General features: G+C 52.6%; 18 protein-coding genes. 5 read left to right on the top strand and 13 right to left on the bottom strand.

The window, feature by feature from the left end:
• Positions 1 to 429: 429 nt before the first annotated feature.
• Positions 430 to 1209, bottom strand: coding sequence for a hypothetical protein (locus CFter6_RS10350; protein WP_150118702.1), 780 nt, complete (start codon positions 1207 to 1209; stop codon positions 430 to 432).
• The gene (locus CFter6_RS10345) at positions 1206 to 3833 is read right to left on the bottom strand and encodes a type VI secretion system Vgr family protein (RefSeq protein ID WP_061539851.1); all 2628 of its coding nucleotides are present in this window, start codon (positions 3831 to 3833) and stop codon (positions 1206 to 1208) included. The genes CFter6_RS10350 and CFter6_RS10345 overlap by 4 nt, the downstream gene beginning before the upstream one ends.
• 269 nt (positions 3834 to 4102) lie before the next feature.
• On the opposite strand from CFter6_RS10345, the gene CFter6_RS10340 reads away from it, so the two are divergent.
• The 3 genes from CFter6_RS10340 (at position 4103) to CFter6_RS26785 (ending at position 5263) form a co-directional block, all read left to right on the top strand.
• On the top strand, positions 4103 to 4411 hold the full coding sequence (locus CFter6_RS10340) for a DUF2471 family protein (RefSeq protein ID WP_150118701.1): 309 nt from the start codon (positions 4103 to 4105) through the stop codon (positions 4409 to 4411).
• Between the two features lie 88 nt (positions 4412 to 4499).
• Positions 4500 to 4841 (top strand): hypothetical protein, encoded by a 342-nt coding sequence (locus CFter6_RS10335; protein WP_061539849.1) that lies wholly within the window; start codon positions 4500 to 4502, stop codon positions 4839 to 4841.
• Entirely contained in the window at positions 4781 to 5263 is a 483-nt protein-coding gene (locus CFter6_RS26785; protein ID WP_335340320.1) for an SOS response-associated peptidase family protein, read from the top strand. The genes CFter6_RS10335 and CFter6_RS26785 overlap by 61 nt, the downstream gene beginning before the upstream one ends.
• 303 nt (positions 5264 to 5566) lie before the next feature.
• On the opposite strand, the gene CFter6_RS10330 is transcribed toward CFter6_RS26785, so the two are convergent.
• The 4 genes from CFter6_RS10330 to CFter6_RS10315 form a co-directional block, all read right to left on the bottom strand.
• A complete protein-coding gene (locus tag CFter6_RS10330) occupies positions 5567 to 6109 on the bottom strand; it encodes a hypothetical protein (RefSeq protein WP_061539848.1) in 543 nt (180 codons plus the stop codon).
• Between the two features lie 8 nt (positions 6110 to 6117).
• A complete protein-coding gene (locus CFter6_RS10325; RefSeq protein ID WP_061539847.1) occupies positions 6118 to 6459 on the bottom strand; it encodes a hypothetical protein in 342 nt (113 codons plus the stop codon).
• Positions 6456 to 7094, bottom strand: coding sequence for a hypothetical protein (locus CFter6_RS10320; RefSeq protein ID WP_150118700.1), 639 nt, complete (start codon positions 7092 to 7094; stop codon positions 6456 to 6458). Before CFter6_RS10320 ends, CFter6_RS10325 begins: the two co-directional genes overlap by 4 nt.
• Positions 7095 to 7466: 372 nt before the next feature.
• Positions 7467 to 8105, bottom strand: a complete 639-nt coding sequence (locus CFter6_RS10315; RefSeq protein ID WP_061539845.1) for a hypothetical protein — start codon at positions 8103 to 8105, stop codon at positions 7467 to 7469.
• A 599-nt stretch (positions 8106 to 8704) separates the two neighbouring features.
• Here CFter6_RS10315 and CFter6_RS25040 point away from each other — a divergent pair.
• Positions 8705 to 9046, top strand: coding sequence for an AAA family ATPase (locus CFter6_RS25040; RefSeq protein WP_082814691.1), 342 nt, complete (start codon positions 8705 to 8707; stop codon positions 9044 to 9046).
• Positions 8968 to 10680: an ATP-dependent nuclease gene (locus tag CFter6_RS10310; RefSeq protein ID WP_236904600.1), complete on the top strand. Its 1713-nt coding sequence runs from the start codon at positions 8968 to 8970 to the stop codon at positions 10678 to 10680. The genes CFter6_RS25040 and CFter6_RS10310 overlap by 79 nt, the downstream gene beginning before the upstream one ends.
• Before the next feature lie 280 nt (positions 10681 to 10960).
• Here CFter6_RS10310 and CFter6_RS26935 read toward each other — a convergent pair whose 3' ends face one another.
• From CFter6_RS26935 to CFter6_RS10280, 7 genes are all read right to left on the bottom strand, one after another.
• A complete protein-coding gene (locus CFter6_RS26935; RefSeq protein WP_082814689.1) occupies positions 10961 to 11401 on the bottom strand; it encodes a phage baseplate assembly protein V in 441 nt (146 codons plus the stop codon).
• Positions 11328 to 12965: an FGGY-family carbohydrate kinase gene (locus CFter6_RS10305; protein ID WP_061539843.1), complete on the bottom strand. Its 1638-nt coding sequence runs from the start codon at positions 12963 to 12965 to the stop codon at positions 11328 to 11330. The genes CFter6_RS26935 and CFter6_RS10305 overlap by 74 nt, the downstream gene beginning before the upstream one ends.
• A complete protein-coding gene (locus CFter6_RS10300; protein WP_061539842.1) occupies positions 12965 to 13693 on the bottom strand; it encodes an SDR family oxidoreductase in 729 nt (242 codons plus the stop codon). Before CFter6_RS10300 ends, CFter6_RS10305 begins: the two co-directional genes overlap by 1 nt.
• Positions 13694 to 13733: 40 nt before the next feature.
• Complete coding sequence (locus CFter6_RS10295) at positions 13734 to 14999, bottom strand: sugar ABC transporter permease (RefSeq protein ID WP_061539841.1); 1266 nt, start codon at positions 14997 to 14999, stop codon at positions 13734 to 13736.
• Positions 14996 to 15808 carry an ATP-binding cassette domain-containing protein gene (locus CFter6_RS10290; RefSeq protein WP_061539840.1) on the bottom strand — a complete coding sequence of 271 codons (813 nt, stop codon included), beginning with the start codon at positions 15806 to 15808 and terminating at the stop codon, positions 14996 to 14998. Before CFter6_RS10290 ends, CFter6_RS10295 begins: the two co-directional genes overlap by 4 nt.
• 79 nt (positions 15809 to 15887) lie before the next feature.
• Complete coding sequence (locus CFter6_RS10285; protein WP_082814688.1) at positions 15888 to 16976, bottom strand: ABC transporter substrate-binding protein; 1089 nt, start codon at positions 16974 to 16976, stop codon at positions 15888 to 15890.
• A 158-nt stretch (positions 16977 to 17134) separates the two neighbouring features.
• Positions 17135 to 18046: a helix-turn-helix domain-containing protein gene (locus CFter6_RS10280; protein WP_061539839.1), complete on the bottom strand. Its 912-nt coding sequence runs from the start codon at positions 18044 to 18046 to the stop codon at positions 17135 to 17137.
• Positions 18047 to 18677 lie beyond the last annotated feature (631 nt).

The following is an 18677-nucleotide window of genomic DNA, read 5'->3' as shown; positions in this document are numbered from 1 at the left end:
GCATTCTCAAGTAGCTATATAGTGGAAATAATGTACGTAAAATTGTGTCGTAACTACTGCACCTTATTTGTAAGACGAGGCAAAGCAACAGGAACAGACACTTCCCATTTTTTTTCATTCTTGTTTATCGTTTTTTCGCAAATTACCCAAACACTTTTACTAGATAATCCGCGATCTTTTGGCACCCATTTTGTTTTGAGGGGAACCACACATCTAGAGACCACAATTTTTAAGTTTGGATCAAGTATTTCCCACTTAGTGTGATTTCTCACATTTTCATGTTCGACGAACTTTCTCGCCTCTTCTCGAATTTCATATAGGCCATGCTTGGTAACAGTAGTGCGGTCGTCATCAATGCCCTGATAGACGGTTTGGGAGATACAAGAGGCCGAAAAAAACGAGATCGAGAGGAACAACAATTTGACACTGTTATTCAATCGTGACTGTACCGACATATTTCCCATCCTTGTCCATTCGGTTAGAGATCAAATAAAGATAGAGGGGATTCCACATCTTAAGCTCGTACATCGTAACGCAACCTTCAGATAAATTTCCTACGTGGACAAAATTGCTGTTATGGGTGGCGGGATTTTCGATTGGGAACCAAACGGTATCGTACTTTAAATCGGGATAGCCGCCGGGATTGGTTGCATAAAACGCCGTCATATTTTTGTCTTTAGGATTTTCAGGTGCCAGAATTTTATATGTACCCTTTGGCAGAGGCTTAGAATGAAGTACCTGCCGGAACTGTGGGCTTACCGGATTGCTCTCCTGATACTGAACATCTGAATCCAAAGTAATCGTAGCTGTCTGGCCATTAAATGTCAGCGTTGCCTGCAACTGATTAAGTACTTTGTTATCACCTCTGGGAACCGAGATCATCCCTTTCCGGCCAATGATTTTGGCGACAATTTTTGCACCAGTACCCCGGGTTACAGATACTAAACATTTAGCGGCATTTTCCTTAGCCAAACTGGCCATCTTGCCTTTATCCGGCCCCTCCATAATCATGAAGTGAGTTCTTGCATCTTCCTTGGTAATTATGACTTTAACGAATTCGCAAAGATACGCATTTGCACCGGATGGTTCTAATTTGACTCGCAGCCATCCCGTCGTGTCTATAGCTTTGGTATAACGTGTTGTTGCAATGGCCTCATGATGGCTGCCTGGGGTCGTGTTGTACTGTGCGGTTGCAAGTGGCTGATTCATGCTTGTCCTTGTTCTTCGATATGACCTAGATAAAACTCTATTTTCCCGGCCTCGTCAGCATAGAATCGCTCCGTTCTACCTTCCTGGTCCGTCACCCCGTGTTTAAGCTCTCCGGAAAGTAACTTCACGGTATAAGGCATCTCTGTCAGTATGTTTCCCTCTTCATCTTTCAACAAAAATTGCTCATCATATTTTGGAGCGGATAATGCATTTATCTGAGGGAAATGCGTTGGCTCTATTGGCAAATTTTTCGCCCCTGGCAAACTATGCGTCGCGCCATGCGCAACATAGTTGCCATTTGTCCCGTGTTCGATCCCGGCGGCATTGTACTTAACATAGCTGCCGCCGCCGTTGATCATCACCTCTTCCTTGGCAGTGATCGTGATGCGGTTGGCTGTTTGGGTGATGTTGAGTTTTGCCAGGAGGTTGATGCTGTCGGTCAATGCCTGTACTTCAACCTCGCCAGCTGCAGCGACCATCTTTATGCCCGCTTTTTGAACAAACAATCGGAATGTCTGGCGGATGCTGGCAAACAGACTGTCACCGCTAGCTATGGAGAGGCTCTTGCCGGTTGTGACCGCGGTGTGTTCGCCACTTGCTATGTGAGTCGATTGCGCTGTCGTGGTTTCAATTCCAGCTGGACTAGCCAATACCAGGTGAGGTTCCGCCAGTTCCGGAAAACTGCCGTCGCTACTGGCGCCACTACCCTTGATCGCATCATTTTGCGCTTTCAGGATCTTGGTAATATCGGTTTGCTGCCCTTGTTTTTCCTGTGCTCCGGCCTGCTGCGCCATATCGGCCAGTGTTTCATGCTGGTCGCGCGCCGAGGTCAGCCTTTGCACCGTCTCGCCCATGTCTTTCATGTGCGACGCTGCGTTGCCCCGGCCTTCGGTGGTGATCAGCATGCCCTTCGCTGAACGTACCACGCCATGGCCGTCGGTGCGCAGCTCCCAGCCCTCGCCCCGCGCATCCTTGCGGCCGGCGTTGTCCTCGATGCGCGTGATATGTCCCAGGCTCAGCTGGCTGTGCTGATGGTCGCTCTTGAGCTGCGCCTGGATCTTGGCGTTCGTGTCATCCAGGATTAAGTGATTGCTGCGGCCGCCGGCAACGTTGCCACCGTTGGGCGTCAGCTCCCGGCTGCGCAATCCCATCAGCGCCTGTTGCGTCGCCAGTTTCCATGGCGGCATATTGCGCTGGTTATAGACAGCGCCAGTCACCAGCGGGCGGTCCGGATTACCGTCCAGCCACATCACGATCACTTCGGCTCCAACCCGGGGAATCGCTTTCGCGCCGAGCTGGCTGCCGGCCCACGAACTGGCGACACGCACCCAGGCCGAACTCTTTTCGTCGTTGTTGCCGATACGGTCCCAATGGAACTGCACACGGATCCTGCCGTATTCATCGGTGTGGATGCTGTCCGGCCTTGATGGGCCGACTACCGTGGCGGTTTGCGGCCCCAGGATTTTTGTCGCGGCACTATTGAAACCGCGACCAGGCCGCCATGGAATCGCTTTGCGGATGCAGGTCAGGCGGTTGTCGTAGTTTGCTTTTTCGTCGGCCTGTTGCAGGTAATTATTGATGGCAACGTGATGGACCGACAAGATCAGGAACTCGCTCTTGCCAGCCTCTTCATTGCCGCCAAAGGGATTGAAGGCAAAGTGATTCGTCAGACGAAAATAACGCCCGGGAAGGACCGAACGGTTATTGCCTGCTGCCTCGAAGTGCTTGCCGGCCGCTTCGATTTCTTCCATGCGCAGCCGGGCCAATGTATCCGCATCCCCGGCATCCTTGACGCCGTAGGCACCGGTATATTCATAAGATTCGATGTCGAGGACATTGCCTTGCTTGTTCAGTGTCGGCACGCCCGCGCTAACCGGAACGGGCCTTTTGAAATTGAATCCCGCCAGCGTGACATTGCCTGGCACGATCTGCCGCACCGGCGACCAGTCGCCTATGCCGTCTTCTTCAGTTGCGCCGCCGTGGCGCTGGAAACGGATATCGGGACCATTGTCGATAGCCGCGGCCCGTGTGGTATCGTCGGTCAGGATCAGCTTGTGACCCTTTTCGGTATGTTCGTACCAGTACGACCAGCCGGCGGCCTCCCAGCGACGATGCAAATAATTGTGGTCGCTCTCGTCGAACTGGCAAGCGTCAGTCATTACAGCATCTTCGCCACGCACTTGAAAATCCCAGTCGGGATGGGTGCCGTAGTCGCTGAAAATGTTTTCCGTCTGCTCGCGCAGCGTCTTGCCGTGAAAAATGTAATTGTCTTTGCGCAGCCGCAGATACTGCAGCCACGGACCCAGCTTGGCCTGGTAGAACGTGATGGCGCCGTCGGTCCTGGTCAAACGGAACTCGAAACAAAAACCGCTGAAATATCGAAGGCTGCCATCGGCCCTCACCAGCTCTACGCTGAACAACTTGCCTTGCAGGTCCTTGAGCGCCAGTGCCGGATCATCTGACAGCAATTCGACATTGAATTCGAAATCGCGGGACAGGCTTTCTACTGCATCGAGTTTATTAACCAGGAGTTGGGCTTGCGGGCCATCGTCGTGCGGGAAAGAGAGCCGCAATATGCGGCCATGCTGGCGGCCCATTATCAATGACTTGAACACACTGCTCATGCGGGGTTCCTCAAGATTGAACCGATAACTTTAGGATGTTTTTTTGGCAATGCATGCTATTGGTATTTTACTTGATAAATATTTCACTAAATCATAACTGCCAATGCCTTTAGTTACCAAGTGGAAATACTAAGGGATAGAGAATTTTGCAAGAGTTCACACTCTTGTTGGCATTCTGCGACAGCCAGACGCCCCAACCCGGGCAGCAAAAAAACGATAAGCGTTTATACTGTACGTACATACAGTATATTTGCACTTTGGAGATCACCATGCGCCTTACCGACATGAACGAATTTGATGCAGTCATTGCCCGAGCCAAGCCAATTATCCAGACAGTAGTCGCACGCCACCGCACGGAGGGGCGGCCTCTCACGTGGCGACTAATTCATTCAATTGAAAGTGAAGTTTTGACCGAACTGAATCGTTCGAAAGATCTGCAGCCAGCCTATATCAACCTGATTAAGCACTCTGGCGTTTTCAATTATCCGGTGAACGACGACCAGGTGGATTTTGGTAAATCCAGTGCAATCGCTTGTGCGTTCTCGATGATCTACGATGCATTCCACAGGGTCCACTGATTCGCTCGACGCATTGTCGAATCTGCGCAGTTGACTGCGGCAAGGTCAATTTTTCCATATTTCTATACATCAAATATTGGAGGCAAAGATGTTTGTCAGAGTGGAATGTCTTTGGGATGAGGGGCGCCCGATTGACACTAAAGTTCTTGCTAAGCGCAAAATGAATTGCCTGTGCGGAGAGTTGCGCCTGCAACGTCAACAGAGCGACTACCTGGCAGAGCGTACAAGCCAGGTAGCACGGCTCGTAAATGGGGGATTTGATTCAATGCCACCGCTTCAGGATGCCGTGGTCGTCGGAATTGCCAAGGACCACATGTTGATAGTCGGCCTTCAGAAAGATGAAGTGCTGCAGCAGACGTTCGTGCAAAGTTGGCGAGTGGAGATATTGGAGCTGACAACGCAACAAAAGGTCGCCGCACGGGTAGACTAGATCGGGAACGCTCTAGCGAGGCCCGATTTATGTGTATAAATTACAATGCGACGCCGCGAGATAGGCTACCGTCGATAGTCTCGGCCATGCGCCCGCCATCACCGGACTGGCCGCATGAAATATATAACGATTACTCCGCACCAATCATCCGAATAGGCGAGGATGGTCCAGAGGTCATCTTGGCCAGCTACGCAATGGTGCCAAAGCGGCACATTCCGCCCGGAGTCAAAAAATTCTCAACGATGAACGCCCGCGCTGAGACAATCGGCGAAAAGCGTAGTTACTCCAAGCCATGGCGTGACGGTCAGCTATGTTTAGTGCCAATGGAATCGTTCTACGAACCTTGCTATGAGACCGGCCCAGCAGTACGTTGGAGCATTGGAATGGCCGATCAGGCATCGTTTGCAGTGGCTGGACTGTAGCGCGCTTGGCGCGAGCCTGACGGGTCGACGGCTCACTCATTCACGCAAATTACGGTCAATGCCGATCACCATCCGCTGATGAAGCGATTCCACAAACCTGATGATGAAAAGCGGTCGCTGGTGATTGTCCCACCGTCTGAGTACGAGGACTGGCTTGAATGCCGAGATCCAGACCGCGCTAGGTCATACCTGCAACTCTTTCCTCCTGAATTGATGATCGCGCGGCCAGCACCGAAACCATCGAAAGAAAAGAAAGCCGACTCCAATGGAGTTCTGTTCTAACTCTATCGAACTAGAAAACGGCTAGTTTTTAGTGAGTTTTTTTCGCGTGTAATACCCTACGAGCTGCGCCTGAACGCGCTCAATTCCCTCGTCAGTCATAGACTTTATCCGGTCCCCTGATAAAATAAGACGGCTTGGAAGCGCGTATGTTTTCCCTAAATGCGCATAACCATTTCCAATTCCCGGTATGTCAATTACAGGTAAATATCGAAAAACTTCTTGGTTCAGGATTTTTTCATGAAGTGAGTTATCCAACTTTGACAGCGCAGTAACTGGAGCAATCAACACTGCCGCATTGGGTTTCATATTTTCCAGCTCACATCCGTACGAAAGTACAAGGCCATAGCTATCTATGACGGTAGCAAGTATCCGTGGCAGCTCGGCCTCGGCATACGTTTTGGGTGCGTCGGCTTCTTCCCAATTATTTTTTTGATTCTTTGACGTCGCTCCCCGTGCCAAAAATTTTATTGGCACAACCGGCTGAAACTGTAACTTGGTTTTAATAAGATCGCCCTGCTCGATTTCAGATCTCAATGCCGGTAACCACCAGTCGTTAGTCGACATTCTTTACGTCAATCTTCGTCTGGGTAAATGATGTTTGGCTCCGGCAGTTTTTCCCAGGATTTCATTTCAACAAGGAGTTTTGACCAGTACCCGTCCGGCACGAGCTCTCCTAGCTTTGGATGTAATCGGGAGTCACTACCGCGCGACTGCTTTATCAAAAATATCGGCGCAGGTTCTGCTACCGCTACAGTAGTCAAAAAATTTAGTCCTAATACCAGTGAAGAGGCCATAACAGCCCCCTTCCATTTCTGGCTAGATATGGACTTCTCTTTCTTTTCGACAGCGATATGCCTAGTCAACACATTACTGTCAAACCACGACGAGACAGAAAAATTTTCGAAACCAATCATGCTGCAACTCCAGGGGTATCGAGTGGGAAACTTGGAATTAATTTAATAAGCTCATCGCGTAAGGCCGCAAGATTGGCTATGGACAAATCAATGCGAACTACGGGATCAACTGCCAATTTTTGCAATTTAGCCATTTCTGCCATAGCAAACGCTGATGCACTGTAAAAATCCATGCAAGCAGCGCGGCCAGCCATTGCCGTGGCAACAAAATTCGCTGTGAGAGCAATAGTTTGCTCTGGTTCCTCTTCAATTATTCTTAAGGACGGAATCGTAACAATTCCAGCCTGCCGAACAATTTCATCAAAGTTTGGATTTTGTATTGTCGCCAAAGAAGTTACAAAGTTGCGCGTATCTCCCGTATGCATAGCAATTACAACCAGCGAACGAATAGAGTTAACCCCAAGTTTTTCCTGACCAAAGATCAACTTTATAACGTCCCGCTTGTAAAGCACAGAAACAAAATCAGCCGCGTATCGTCGGTCGGGAACTGGAGCATCTTGCAGATTAAAGCCAAGCACTGCCACAGTCTGACCATCAGTTCCTACGATGTGATCATGTACGGCACTTATAAGAGTGCCTTCGCCGCTTCTTACGACGTTTCGACCAACATCCACCCTGTGTTGCGCTTTTGACATTTCAAAATCTCGTTAAGAGGAGCCGCAGGATTATACACCTTGAGTAACTAGCACATTTTCACTATACACGTCATGGCTACTCATTGCGCACGAGGACGAGATATCTCTACGAAAGCAAACTAACATAGTTTGGTGCCAAGCGGCAACATAAGCACATAGAACCGCCATTGACTGTGGTTACTCACGAAACTTTGAGCCGGCGCGCAGTCATCCCCCCGCCACGCCTGCCCGCTAAATTGGTCGGTTTAGACTCAAATTTGCAAAAGTGACGCACATAGGGGAAACCTGCCTACGAAGGGCTATAACACGTGGTAAAACAGTGACGCGAAATGACGCACCTGGAGTGCTCCAGGTGGTAGTTTGATACGCTGGTTACGCTGCGGCGGCAAAATAGAAGCCAGACGCCAGAAAACCCAAAAAAGAAAGTGCTTGCAACAAAGCCCATGCCCCTTGCCATTGAAAATTTTTGACTTGGATCAGATAACCTACTTGAGGATTTCCCTCGTATTTTTTTAACTGTCGATTAGCAAGCCAACTCGCCCAAGCAGGCAGCGCCGAGAAGAATTCCTTCATGATACGTTCCAGCCTGATGCCAGTTTCCAAAGTGATTCCCCAAAACTCTGCCCCCTCTTTTATCTTCTTCTCTTCCTCTCGAAATCGCGCAAAATGCTCAGCGAATTTCGTGCGTACTGTATTACCAAGATCTTTACCAATCTTGCATTTGACAGCAGCCATTTTCGACAAAAGTCCAAAAAAACAGGAACAACAAAGAAAAGCACCACAGGTCAAGAACCCCACGTGCTGAATCATCGGCAATAGTTTGTCGGCATTCGTAATAAGAAATGACCCGACTGCCGCGGCTGCCACCAAAAGCCAAGTTGAAAAGCTATCGAGCGGCTCGCTGGCATTGGGCATAACCTCAAGCATTGACGAAATAATCGCGTTTTCGGCGTTCTCCCGACTAAGTCGATTCCAATCTTGCAATGGCTTGGTTCTAGGGTCATCGATCATATGCAATCTCGCGTTTATTGTTCGGCACGAGAATTCTATATCTATTCCGATGATGCCTAGTCGCAATGCTTAACAAGATTCAATCAAAGTGTTTGCTATGAAATGGCTAATTTTAAGATTGACCTAGGGAAAAAGGTAACCTTGGTAACCAACCCTATTTTTCAGTTCTAAGTACTTGATTTGTATAGGGTTAAGTAGTTACCTTTAAAAGGTAATTTTCGGTAACCCTAAAGGTAACTTAATTCTAAGTCATTGATATATATAGTTATTATTTTTTTACTATATTACCTTCTACTAAGGTAACCAAGTTACCCTAAAGTTACCCAGTAGTTACCTTTTATCAAAATCTGTAAAACCTTATGTAGCAATGCTTTTCGGCCGATTCCTAAAAAAGGTTACTAATATTACCGTTTTCCCGAGAGGTACTTTATTTTGAAAAAATCCAGGGTAATCACATGGTAAAGTTGTCATCAAGCATGACTATTAGCGAGCTTGTGCGGTTGCATTCCATGCAACAACTTTACCTGAAGAACGTGAGGCGCTCTGGTGAAGACTCGCATCAGGTATAAAACAACAACTAAATAGAATGGGGGGAGAAAATGAAGCTAGCCGCATTTCGCGTTCAGAATTACCGGAGCATTATTGATTCCGGATGGGTGAGCATCGACGACATCGCGGTCATCGTCGGGAAGAACGAGTCTGGTAAGACTTCGTTGCTGAAAGCACTACTAAAATTCAATCCGTTCAAGGCTGAGCCATACAGTCTAGATCGAGAATGGCCCGCGGTAAGCGGAAAGACCGCTCTCCCACCTTCGAAGTCATCACCACAATTTTTACATTCTCAGACTCCGAGAAGGCACAGTTGGCATCTATTGACCCTCGATGCGACGACTTGCAAAGTGTCCAAATTGGCAAAACGTACGAAGGAAAATTCACATTGAAGTGGGAACCTCACAATGTTCCCGGTGACCGAAACGGCCCTTCGGCCAAATATTTGCTAGATACTTCCGTTTTCAAACTTTTGGTCGACAAACCATTCGATGTCTCCAAGGCAATAACGGATATCCTAGCTAACGCTTGGGCAAAGTTGAACATAGCTAATGGAGCTGCAGCCAAAGCTCTGATGCCAGAGCTGAAAGGTCAACTGACTGAGGCCGCGACACTCACGGGAGATGAAACTCTTGCTCAGTTAATTGCCACAGCCTGCGATGACATCTTGGCGAAGATGTCCGGTTCACCCTGGAACGAGGCGTGGAACTTGGTGCGCTCATGGATCCCCACTTTTATTTACATGGATGACTGGCTTGCGTTCAAAGGTACCGCCTATTTAGACCAAATAAAGCAACGTAAGGATGCAAGTCAGCTTCAAGACGACGATCGCACTATCATCGCAATTATGGAGATGGCAGGACTCGACCTTGACGAAGAAGTAGCAAAAGGTGCACAGAGTGACCGGGAACAACGGATGCTCGACATGAACGATGCGAGCCAAACTCTCACAAATGCGATTGCCCAGCGCTGGTCACAGAAGAAATATGAAGTGCAATTCAATGCTGACGGGCATCACTTCGTAACTTTCGTGAAAGACGAGACTGCAAAGGCACTTGTACCGCTGGAAGAGCGCTCTAAGGGATTCCAATGGTTCTTCTCTTTTGACATGAAATTCATGTACGAGACCGATGGTGATTTCGAAAATGCGGTCATTTTGCTCGACGAACCCGGACTACATCTCCATGCGGCAGCGCAACGCGACTTGCTTGCGCGGTTGGAGGCCTATGCAGTGCACAATCAGCTTATCTATACTACTCATTTGCCATTCATGATTGACATGAATCGGCTCAATAATATATGGGTAGCAGAGGACCGGCCTGGTGAAGGTACCAAAGTTCACGATGAATGGGCAGCAGCGGATAAAGATGCGCGCTTTACCCTTCAAGCTGCACTCGGTCTTTCTTGGGCACAGTCTCTCTTCATTGGACAAAAGAATGTAGTCGTCGAAGGAGTAACCGATTACTGGTTCCTGAGTACCATGTCCACACTACTAATAGATGCGGGCGAATCCGGACTAGACGACGACCTCGTCATAACGCCAGCTGGAGGGGCATCAAAAGTCGCGTATCTGGCAACGTTATTGTCTGGCCAAGAGCTGAAAGTTGTGGCTCTTCTTGACTCTGACGAAGAGGGATTGAAGGCGCAGAAACAGTTAGTTCACAATTGGCTGCTTTCTGACAGCGATGTTCTTATGCTTGGCACTGTTGTCGGTATTGAAGGTACTTGCGCAATCGAGGACCTTTTTGACCAAACATACTATTTGAAGCATGTCTCTGCGGCGTATACCAAAGAGCTAGGAGGAAAGGCCCTAAAGCTGTCGTCGCCGCCAACGAATTCAATTGTCGATAGACTGGCGGCACACTTTAACGGGCTTGGCGTCCCCTTCAATAAAGGACGTGTGGCTAAGCGCATCATGAAGGATTTAGGTACCAAGCAAGCGACGGATCTCGCTGCAGGTACGCTCGATGCCTTTCGTAAGGCAATCGCCGCAGTGAACGCAGCGGCTGCCAGATGGGGAGCGTAAAGATAGAATTCAATCTCTTTAGAAGGACCGCTAGACCAGTTTGGTCAGCAAGCCCTTCGAATAAAATACAGCCAAATTGCAGCTGGAATTACCACGGTTGGGCTTGAATTGAAACTAATTAGCCCTGTTTATACAATTTGCGAGTTGCGTAAGGCATTGATTTATATGAACTCCCTGTTTGTAGGCGCTCCTACGAACCAAGGGGTCGTGGGTTCGATTCCTGCCAGCCGCACCAGTATTACGAGGGGTTGCAAGAGAAATCTTGCAACCCCTTTCTGGTTTACAGCACCCTACTACACAGCCAAATTACAGCCGTCATTGCTAACTGACTGTACCCATTGCGCCAGATGATCAGCTGTGCGCCTGAAAATCGTATTGAACGACAGCACCATCTCGGGAACGCGTCGGAATAGACCGCCTGCAGAATGACGCCGGCGGTCAGATCGCCACCAGGCAACAAGAGGACAACCTGCTCCCCGACCGATGGCGACCACCAGGTACGGGCGTCGCCTGCGCGATGCGTCACCCAGCGCAACCAGGTAGTTGGCGCATTGAACAAGACATACAAAAGGCGAGAGCATAAAGCTGTTCTGCCGCTGCAAGCCGAGGACGGTTTGCAGCGCGAGCAGCTACCGGGATAGGTTTCGCTAATTAGGGATTTCTTGTCGTAAATCCCTCGCGAGGTTTTGCAATTTTTCAAAGGCAACAAAACGCTTGTCATGCAGTTCGGCGATGGCGCCGCCTTGCGGCTCGAAGCGTCTGCCGATCCTGGACATGCCCGCCATCGCCGCGCCGACGTCACCATAAGCGCCGGCCGCCACGCTGCCGAGCATCGCTGCGCCCAGCAGTACCGACTCTTCGGCATCGGCGGCCAGCACGGGTTTGCCGGTCGCGTCCGCGAGCAGTTGACGCACGAGATCGGGCCGGCCGGCTCCGCCGCTGATCATGATACATTCAATGCCTGCACCGGCGGCTGCCTGTGCATCGATGATTTGCCTTAAGCCGTAAGCGATTCCGCACATGCCGGCAATGTACAGCGCAATCAGGCTTTCCATGTCGTTGTCCATGCCGAGTCCGACAATCACCGCGCGCGCATGCGGGTCTGCCAGTGGCGCACGATTGCCGAGAAATTCCGGCACCACGTGCAGCCCCTTCGCCAGCTTCGCCGTGTTGGAAAGGTCGCCCGCTTGCTGCTCAACGATCTTTGCCAGCATAGCCGGCAACGACAAGTTTTTTTCCTGCGCCTGCCGTCCTACTTCTACCGCCAGCGGATGCAGCGACAGCAGTTGTTCGATCGCAGCGCCCGCGGCAGATTGGCCGCCTTCGACCAGCCACGTATCGGGCACCATCGCCGAAAAATAGGGTCCCCACACGCCGGGAACAAACACTGGCTCGCGCGTGCTGCTCATCGTGCAGGACGAGGTGCCGAAAACATATGCCAGCGCAGTAAATGGATCACCGTCCACGCCAACGGTGCCGATACCCCCGGCATGTGCATCAATGACGCCGGTGGCGACCGCCGTTCCTTCCCGCAAACCCAATTGGGCAGCCGCTAGCGGCGTGAGTCCTTGGCCCAACGAAGTGCCGGGCGCAACGATGTTTTGGCCGATTCGCTCGAATGCTTCGTCGGCCAGAGCGTCGAGACCGATGGCACGAAAATAGCTATCATCCCAGCGCCGCTCATGCGCGAGATAAGTCCACTTGCAGGTGACGGTGCAAGTCGATCTGGACAAATCGCCACTCGCCCGCCATGTCAGAAAATCCGTCAGGTCCATGAACTGCCAGGCTTGATCGAAGACATCACGCTTGTTCTCCAGCAGCCACAGCAATTTCGGCGTTTCCATCTCGGGAGAGATGCGGCCGCCGACGTACTTCAGCACATCGTGCCCGATGGCGTTGATGCGATCCGCCTGCTCGACGGCGCGATGATCCATCCAGACGATAATGTTACGTTCAGAATCATTGCTAGAGCTGACCGACAAAGGCTTACCACCTTCGCCGAGCACCACCAGCGAACAAGTGGCGTCGAAGCCGATGCCGACTACCTGATCTGCACCAATGCCCGATAACGAGAGCGCTTGTCGCACAGAGGCGCATACTGCTTCCCAGATTTCGTTGCTCGACTGCTCAACGATGGAGCCGTGTAGATGGAATAGACTAATGTCTTTCTTGGCCGACGCCAGCATGTGTCCGCTCAGATCAAATACGCCGGCGCGTGCACTGCCGGTGCCGACATCCACGCCGATGACGTAGTTTTTTTGCATGTAATTTGTCTCGGTATTCATTAGAGATCGACGCTATTAGGTAGCACGACGATGTCACGGATGGTGACATTTGCAGGCCGAGTCAGCATGAACATGACGCAATCGGCAACCTCTTTCGGCTGCATCAGGCTGCCGGATGCGAGGGCATCCTCCAGCTTGGCTTTCGGCCAGTCATCGAGCAGGGCCGTCACCACCGGCCCGGGCGCCACGGCGCCGACGCGCACACCATGCTTGGAAAGCTGGCGACGCGTGGTATGCACGAAGGCCTGCACCGCAAACTTGGATGCCGTATAAATCGGCTCCCACGCGACCGGGACGATGCCCGCAATCGAACTGGTGAAGATGATGTCGCCAGATTTCTGTTTCACCAGATGCGGCAGCACGGCGTGTACTGAACGGAATGCGGCATTCACGTTGAGGTTGAGCACGCGGTCCCATTCGTCTGGATTGCCGTCAACCACTTCGCCGCCGACATAGGCGCCAGCGTTAGCGTGAAAGATGTTGAGACCACCAGCCAGCGCGAGAATTTTCGGCAGTATGGCGGAATTCTCCTCCGGCTTGAGTAAATCGATCTGTAACGCAAACGCATTCGATCCGAAGTCTCTGCACACTTGCTCCAGCTTGTCGCCATCGCGGTCGATGAGGACGACCTTGGCGTCGGCCTCAATCAGTGCGCGCGTGCATTCGAGGCCGATGCCAGAGGCCGCGCCGGTGATGGCCGCGATTCGACCTTTGAGGGATTGAGTCATGCTGTGATTCTCCTGATTAACTGGTAGGGGGTAATCTAAACTAGGCGCGGCCATGGGAGACGCGCGACTGCCGCGCCAGCGAATCGACAATCACGGCGATGGCAAGTACCGCGCCGGTGATCATGAAACGCAGCGAGGACGATAGATTGAGTAACGTCAAACCGCTGGCGATCGACTGGATCACGAGGATGCCCAGCACCGCTGAATACGCGCTACCGCGGCCGCCGAACAGGCTGGTGCCGCCGATCACGGCGGCTGCGATAGCATTCAGATTGACGTCGCCGGTACCTGCCTGTTGGCTGGCGGCGGCAAGCCGTGCTGCCGTAAGCACGCCGCCCAGCGCAGCCAGACTGGCACACATGACAAAGGCGCTGGTAAAGATCATGTTGACGTTTATGCCGGCGCGGCGAGCAGCTTCACGGTTGCCGCCGACCGCTTGCATCGAGCGGCCCCAGCGCGTGCGTTTGAAGGCGTAGTCCATCGCCACCGCCAACGCAACAAACAAGCCGAACATCAGGGGCACGCCACGCGCATAGTTCAGATACGCAATGACAATTTCCAGCAAAACCGTCACGGCGATGGCGCGCAATGCCAATGCGCTTGCAGATGTGACAGAAAGATTGACCGCCTGCCGACGTTCACGCGTGCGCATGCCGAAGATCACAATCGCGATGCCGGGAAGCAGCGCCAACAAATGCGACACCATCGGCGGGATCACCATCGACTGCCCGAAGTCGACTACGTTCGAACCGTAAGGCAAATTGATCGAACCGCTAGGGCCGAGTACGTAAAGCTGCATTCCTAGAATTGCCAGCAAGCCGGCCAGCGTGGCGACAAAGCTGGGCATGCCGAGCCGATTGAACAGCAGCGCATACACCACGCCGATCAGGCAGCCGGCCAGCAATGCAACAGCGATGGCGAGCGCCACCGGCCAGCCCTGATTGACCCAGAGCATACCGACCACCGCCGAGGAAAATCCGCTGATGGAACCGACGGAAAGATCGATCTGCCCGACCATCAACACGCACACGATGCCCAGTGCGATGACGCCAGTGGTGGAGCAATCGAACAGCAGGTTGACCAGATTGTCGGCCGAGAAAAATACCGGGTTCAGGTAGCCGAATACCGACCAGATGATGAGAAGCCCGACGACCACCGGCAGAGAGCCCAGATCGCCAGAGCGCACGCGCCCGACGAATGCGGAGATGCTTGCCGATACGCTGTCAGCATGTTTGACGCGCACGTCGTTGCGGTCGAGCAATTGAGACGGGGTAGAAGAGGCTGAAGTTTTTTCGTTGATGCTCATGATGCGGCCTTCTCTTGTTGCGACTGGCGGCGGGTGGCGCGACGCGAGACCGAGTTTTCCGTCGCACCGGTAATCGCTGCCACAAGTTCCTGATTGGATGAGTCGGGATAGAACACGCCGTTGTTGCGGCCTAACCGCAAGACGACGATGCGATCGGCAACCGCGCGCACGTCTTCCATGTTGTGACTGATGATGATGACTGCGTGACCGCGGTCACGCACGCGCTCGATCAGGTTCAGCACTTCTGCGGTCTGCGCCACGCCCAGTGCGGCGGTCGGCTCGTCGAGCATGATCAGCTTGGGGGCCAGCAATAACGAGCGCGCGATGGCCACGGTCTGGCGCTGACCGCCCGACAACGACGCAACGACATCGCGCACGTTCGGAATGCGGGCGGCGAGTTCATTGAGCAAGGTCCAGGTTTTGACCTCCATCTCCACTTCGTCCAGGCACAGAGAATTGCGTTCCCGGCCTAGAAAAATATTGGCGACGACATCGAGGTTTTCACACAGGGCCAGGTCCTGGAACACAGTCGCTATGCCCAGATCGAGCGCCGCGCCGGGACTGTCCAGCGTCACCGGGTTGCCACCGAAAGTGATCGTACCGCTGGTCGGCTGATGCACGCCGGCCAGCACTTTCACTAGTGTGGATTTACCGGCACCGTTGTCGCCTACCAACGCGACCACTTCGCCGGCATGCACGTCGAGATCAATGTCCGTCAGTGCGGAAACCGCACCAAAACGTTTCGAAATATTGCGCAGGCCTAAGACCAGCTCGCCGGCGGAATGCGGAGTTTGATTGGAGTTAGTCATCGATTTGGAACCTTGAATATTGCTGTTGCAAGACAGAGGTGGTCAACTACCCGCCCCCTGTCCCAGGACATCAATCCAATCAATAGGAAATGCCTAGCTTCTTGCAACCGTCTGCATAGCGGCCGGAGCACAGGTCTTTGGCGCTGACGATTTTCTTGTCGATGATCTCTGCCTTGAGATTTTTGGCGGTCACCACGGCCGGCACGAACAATTGCGATGGCGTGTTGTAGAGCGTGATCTCAGCCTTCTGCGGCTGGCCTGATAAAAAGCCGACGGCGACGCGGGCAGCAGCGGCGGCGACGATTTCGCTCGGCTTGGAAATGGTGTTGTACTGATCGCCGGAGACGATCAATTGCAGCGCGGCGAGCGTAGCGTCATTGCCGGTCACTGGCGGCAACGGGTTGACGCCGGCAGCCTTGAACGCAGCGATCGTGCCGCCGCCGGTGCCATCGTTGGCAGCCACGACGCCGACGATCTGGGTACGGAAACGGGTGATCTGGCCGCTGACCCATTGCTGCGCTTTCGGTGGAGCCCATTCAGGCGTGTCGAATTCTGCCAGCGTCTTGTAGCCGCTTGCTGCCAGGCCGGTGTGGATACCTTTCTTGATTAGTCCGGCAGCGGCGTCGGTCGGCGAGCCGTTCACTTGGAGCAGGCCCCCCTTGTCAGTCGGCACCTTATTCTCTTTCAGATGCTGCACCAGCGACTCGGCGATGGCCTTGCCTATGCCTTCATTGTCGAAAGACACGTAGTAGTTCGCTGGCGTCGATGGAATCGGACGATCATAGGCGATGACCTTGACGCCCTTGCTCTGCGCCATCTTGACCAATGAGGCTGCGGAAGTCGAATCGACCGGGTCCAGCACGATCACCTTGGCGCCTTGCGAAATCGCCGAGTTGAACTGTTGCTGCTGTTGCGCGACGTCGCCGTTGGCGTTTTGGTAAAGCACCTCGCAGTCGGTGCACAGCTTGCCCATTTCGGCCTTGAAGCCGGGGAAGTCGTGTTGCTCGTAACGGGTGGAAGCCTGATCGGGCATCAGAAAGGCGACGGTGCCGGAAGGTGCCGCGAATACCGATGTGCTTGCGGCAAGGCCCAGCGCCATTAGATTGACCTTGAATGAATTGGTCGCCAGAAAACGATTGGAAATCGCGGGGGTAGAAAATTTAGCCATGCTTGTCTCCTGTTTTTTATGGATGCTCAGCGGCTTGCACTACACGGCTGCCGAGAGGTACTTCATTTTCACTTGCTTGCTACTGAACTGCTTGCGCCCACAATCCCTGGCATGAGGCGGGAGGACGGGCGCCGGTGGTTGAAGTGGAAAATCCTTTCTCAGACGATTTCTGCAATTTCTACGACATTTGCAAAATCGATTGCCCCCGCGTTTTCCGCCAGTAAGCCGCGGAAGCGCGAAGGTGAAAGCCCCTTTTGCCGAAGGAACTGCCGGTTGAAGTTGGAGATATTCTTGAAGCCCGATGCAAAGCAGATATCGGTGATCGACAAGTCTTCTTCGCTCATCAACAACTGAATCGCGAGGTTGATGCGAAGCCGGTTGACGTAGCCGTTGAGGGGCATGCCGGTATGACGCCGGAAGCTGCGTGAGAACGCGCCGGTGCTCAGTCGTGAGATTTCCGCCAGTTCCTTCTCGCCGAACGATTCGGTCAAATGGTTGCGGACGTAGTCGAGCGATTTGTTGATGCCGGTTGCCATGAACCCCGACGGATCGGGATGATAGGCGCTACTGGACATGGCGCGGCTGTCCTGGTCGCGGCTCAGCGCGCCGAGGATGGAGACGAACAGTTCAATACGGCGAATCTCGCTGGCGCTGACCAGTTCCTTGATCATCGGTCCGACGCGGGCCGCCGTGTCGGCAGAAAATAGCACGCCGCGCCGGCTCAGTTCGAGTGTCGGCAAAAACGCCGACAGCTCGGGCAACAGTCCGGTCGCGTCATGGATGAATTGCTCGCCGAATTGCAGCACCCGGCTGCGTAGCGGAACCGATCCGCCCGGCGCCACATCGCTAACCCAGTTGTGCGGAAGATTGGGACCGGTCAGTACCAGATTGCCTGGAGCAAAATCGCCGATGAAGTCGCCAACGAAATAGCGCCCGGTGGTGGCGACGACTTGATGCAGTTCGCATTCAGGATGGAAATGCCAGCGCACGGTGTGAAAAGGATAGCCGTGTTCCCACGCCTTGAAAGACTGGGCGCTGCCTATCTGAACGACTTCGAGATCCGGTTTCATCTGTACTTCTCCTTACGCGACCTCCAGGTCTTGCCTGATATACGCGTGTTGTCTCCAAGGTTTTTACCGACTGACCTTCTGTTTGCGCTAATAGTAGAAGCTCCTCCACCTGATTCGCTACTACTTTCCCCAGCATTAACTGATACTTTTTTGTCGTTTTATTGTTTTATCTGAGCAAAAAAGATATTTTTCACAATATACCGTGCAGTCTGAAGATGGTGTAGCCGGACTTTTTCAATCCAGATTTCCTTGGCGCAGTTCAGGTATGCATGGCATCGAGAGACTCGGGATCTATGGACTTAAGAGGCGGAGAGCCACAACAACGCATGAGAACGCTCTTTAGCAGCAAGCAGAAAGAGCCTTTAATATTGCGTCGTCGGCATTGGGACTCTTGGGCCCGAAAGATCTCGGTTGCAAGGCCCGGGGCGCAGTCATCCCCCCGCCACGCCTGCCCGTTAAATTGGTCGGTTTCGACTCAAATTTCTGGAAGTGACGCACATAGGGGAAACCTACCGTCTGAGGGCCGGATTGCGTCGAAAAAAAGCGACGCAAAATGACGCACCTTGAGGGATAAAACTGAGTCTTTGGCGTATGCGATGAAAAACTGATTTTAGGTTTGACCTCGGGGAAA

Source organism: Collimonas fungivorans (assembly GCF_001584145.1).
In the GTDB taxonomy this organism is placed as follows: Bacteria; Pseudomonadota; Gammaproteobacteria; order Burkholderiales; family Burkholderiaceae_D; genus Collimonas; species Collimonas fungivorans.
The sequence above is the reverse complement of the archived record's forward strand: the minus strand, read 5'-3'. Positions and strand labels throughout refer to the sequence as shown.

Excerpts from the sequence above, each read along its gene's own strand:
- CFter6_RS10285 (WP_082814688.1), bottom strand. The coding sequence starts at position 16,976 with ATGGCTAAATTTTCTACCCCCGCGATTTCCAATCGTTTTCTGGCGACC.
- CFter6_RS10315 (WP_061539845.1), bottom strand. The coding sequence starts at position 8,105 with ATGATCGATGACCCTAGAACCAAGCCATTGCAAGATTGGAATCGACTT.
- CFter6_RS10295 (WP_061539841.1), bottom strand. The coding sequence starts at position 14,999 with ATGAGCATCAACGAAAAAACTTCAGCCTCTTCTACCCCGTCTCAATTG.
- CFter6_RS10345 (WP_061539851.1), bottom strand. The coding sequence starts at position 3,833 with ATGAGCAGTGTGTTCAAGTCATTGATAATGGGCCGCCAGCATGGCCGC.
- CFter6_RS10340 (WP_150118701.1), top strand. The coding sequence starts at position 4,103 with ATGCGCCTTACCGACATGAACGAATTTGATGCAGTCATTGCCCGAGCC.
- CFter6_RS10305 (WP_061539843.1), bottom strand. The coding sequence starts at position 12,965 with ATGAATACCGAGACAAATTACATGCAAAAAAACTACGTCATCGGCGTG.
- CFter6_RS10290 (WP_061539840.1), bottom strand. The coding sequence starts at position 15,808 with ATGACTAACTCCAATCAAACTCCGCATTCCGCCGGCGAGCTGGTCTTA.
- CFter6_RS10320 (WP_150118700.1), bottom strand. The coding sequence starts at position 7,094 with ATGTCAAAAGCGCAACACAGGGTGGATGTTGGTCGAAACGTCGTAAGA.
- CFter6_RS10300 (WP_061539842.1), bottom strand. The coding sequence starts at position 13,693 with ATGACTCAATCCCTCAAAGGTCGAATCGCGGCCATCACCGGCGCGGCC.
- CFter6_RS10325 (WP_061539847.1), bottom strand. The coding sequence starts at position 6,459 with ATGATTGGTTTCGAAAATTTTTCTGTCTCGTCGTGGTTTGACAGTAAT.
- CFter6_RS10330 (WP_061539848.1), bottom strand. The coding sequence starts at position 6,109 with ATGTCGACTAACGACTGGTGGTTACCGGCATTGAGATCTGAAATCGAG.
- CFter6_RS10335 (WP_061539849.1), top strand. The coding sequence starts at position 4,500 with ATGTTTGTCAGAGTGGAATGTCTTTGGGATGAGGGGCGCCCGATTGAC.
- CFter6_RS26935 (WP_082814689.1), bottom strand. The coding sequence starts at position 11,401 with ATGACAAGCGTTTTGTTGCCTTTGAAAAATTGCAAAACCTCGCGAGGG.
- CFter6_RS10350 (WP_150118702.1), bottom strand. The coding sequence starts at position 1,209 with ATGAATCAGCCACTTGCAACCGCACAGTACAACACGACCCCAGGCAGC.
- CFter6_RS25040 (WP_082814691.1), top strand. The coding sequence starts at position 8,705 with ATGAAGCTAGCCGCATTTCGCGTTCAGAATTACCGGAGCATTATTGAT.
- CFter6_RS10280 (WP_061539839.1), bottom strand. The coding sequence starts at position 18,046 with ATGAAACCGGATCTCGAAGTCGTTCAGATAGGCAGCGCCCAGTCTTTC.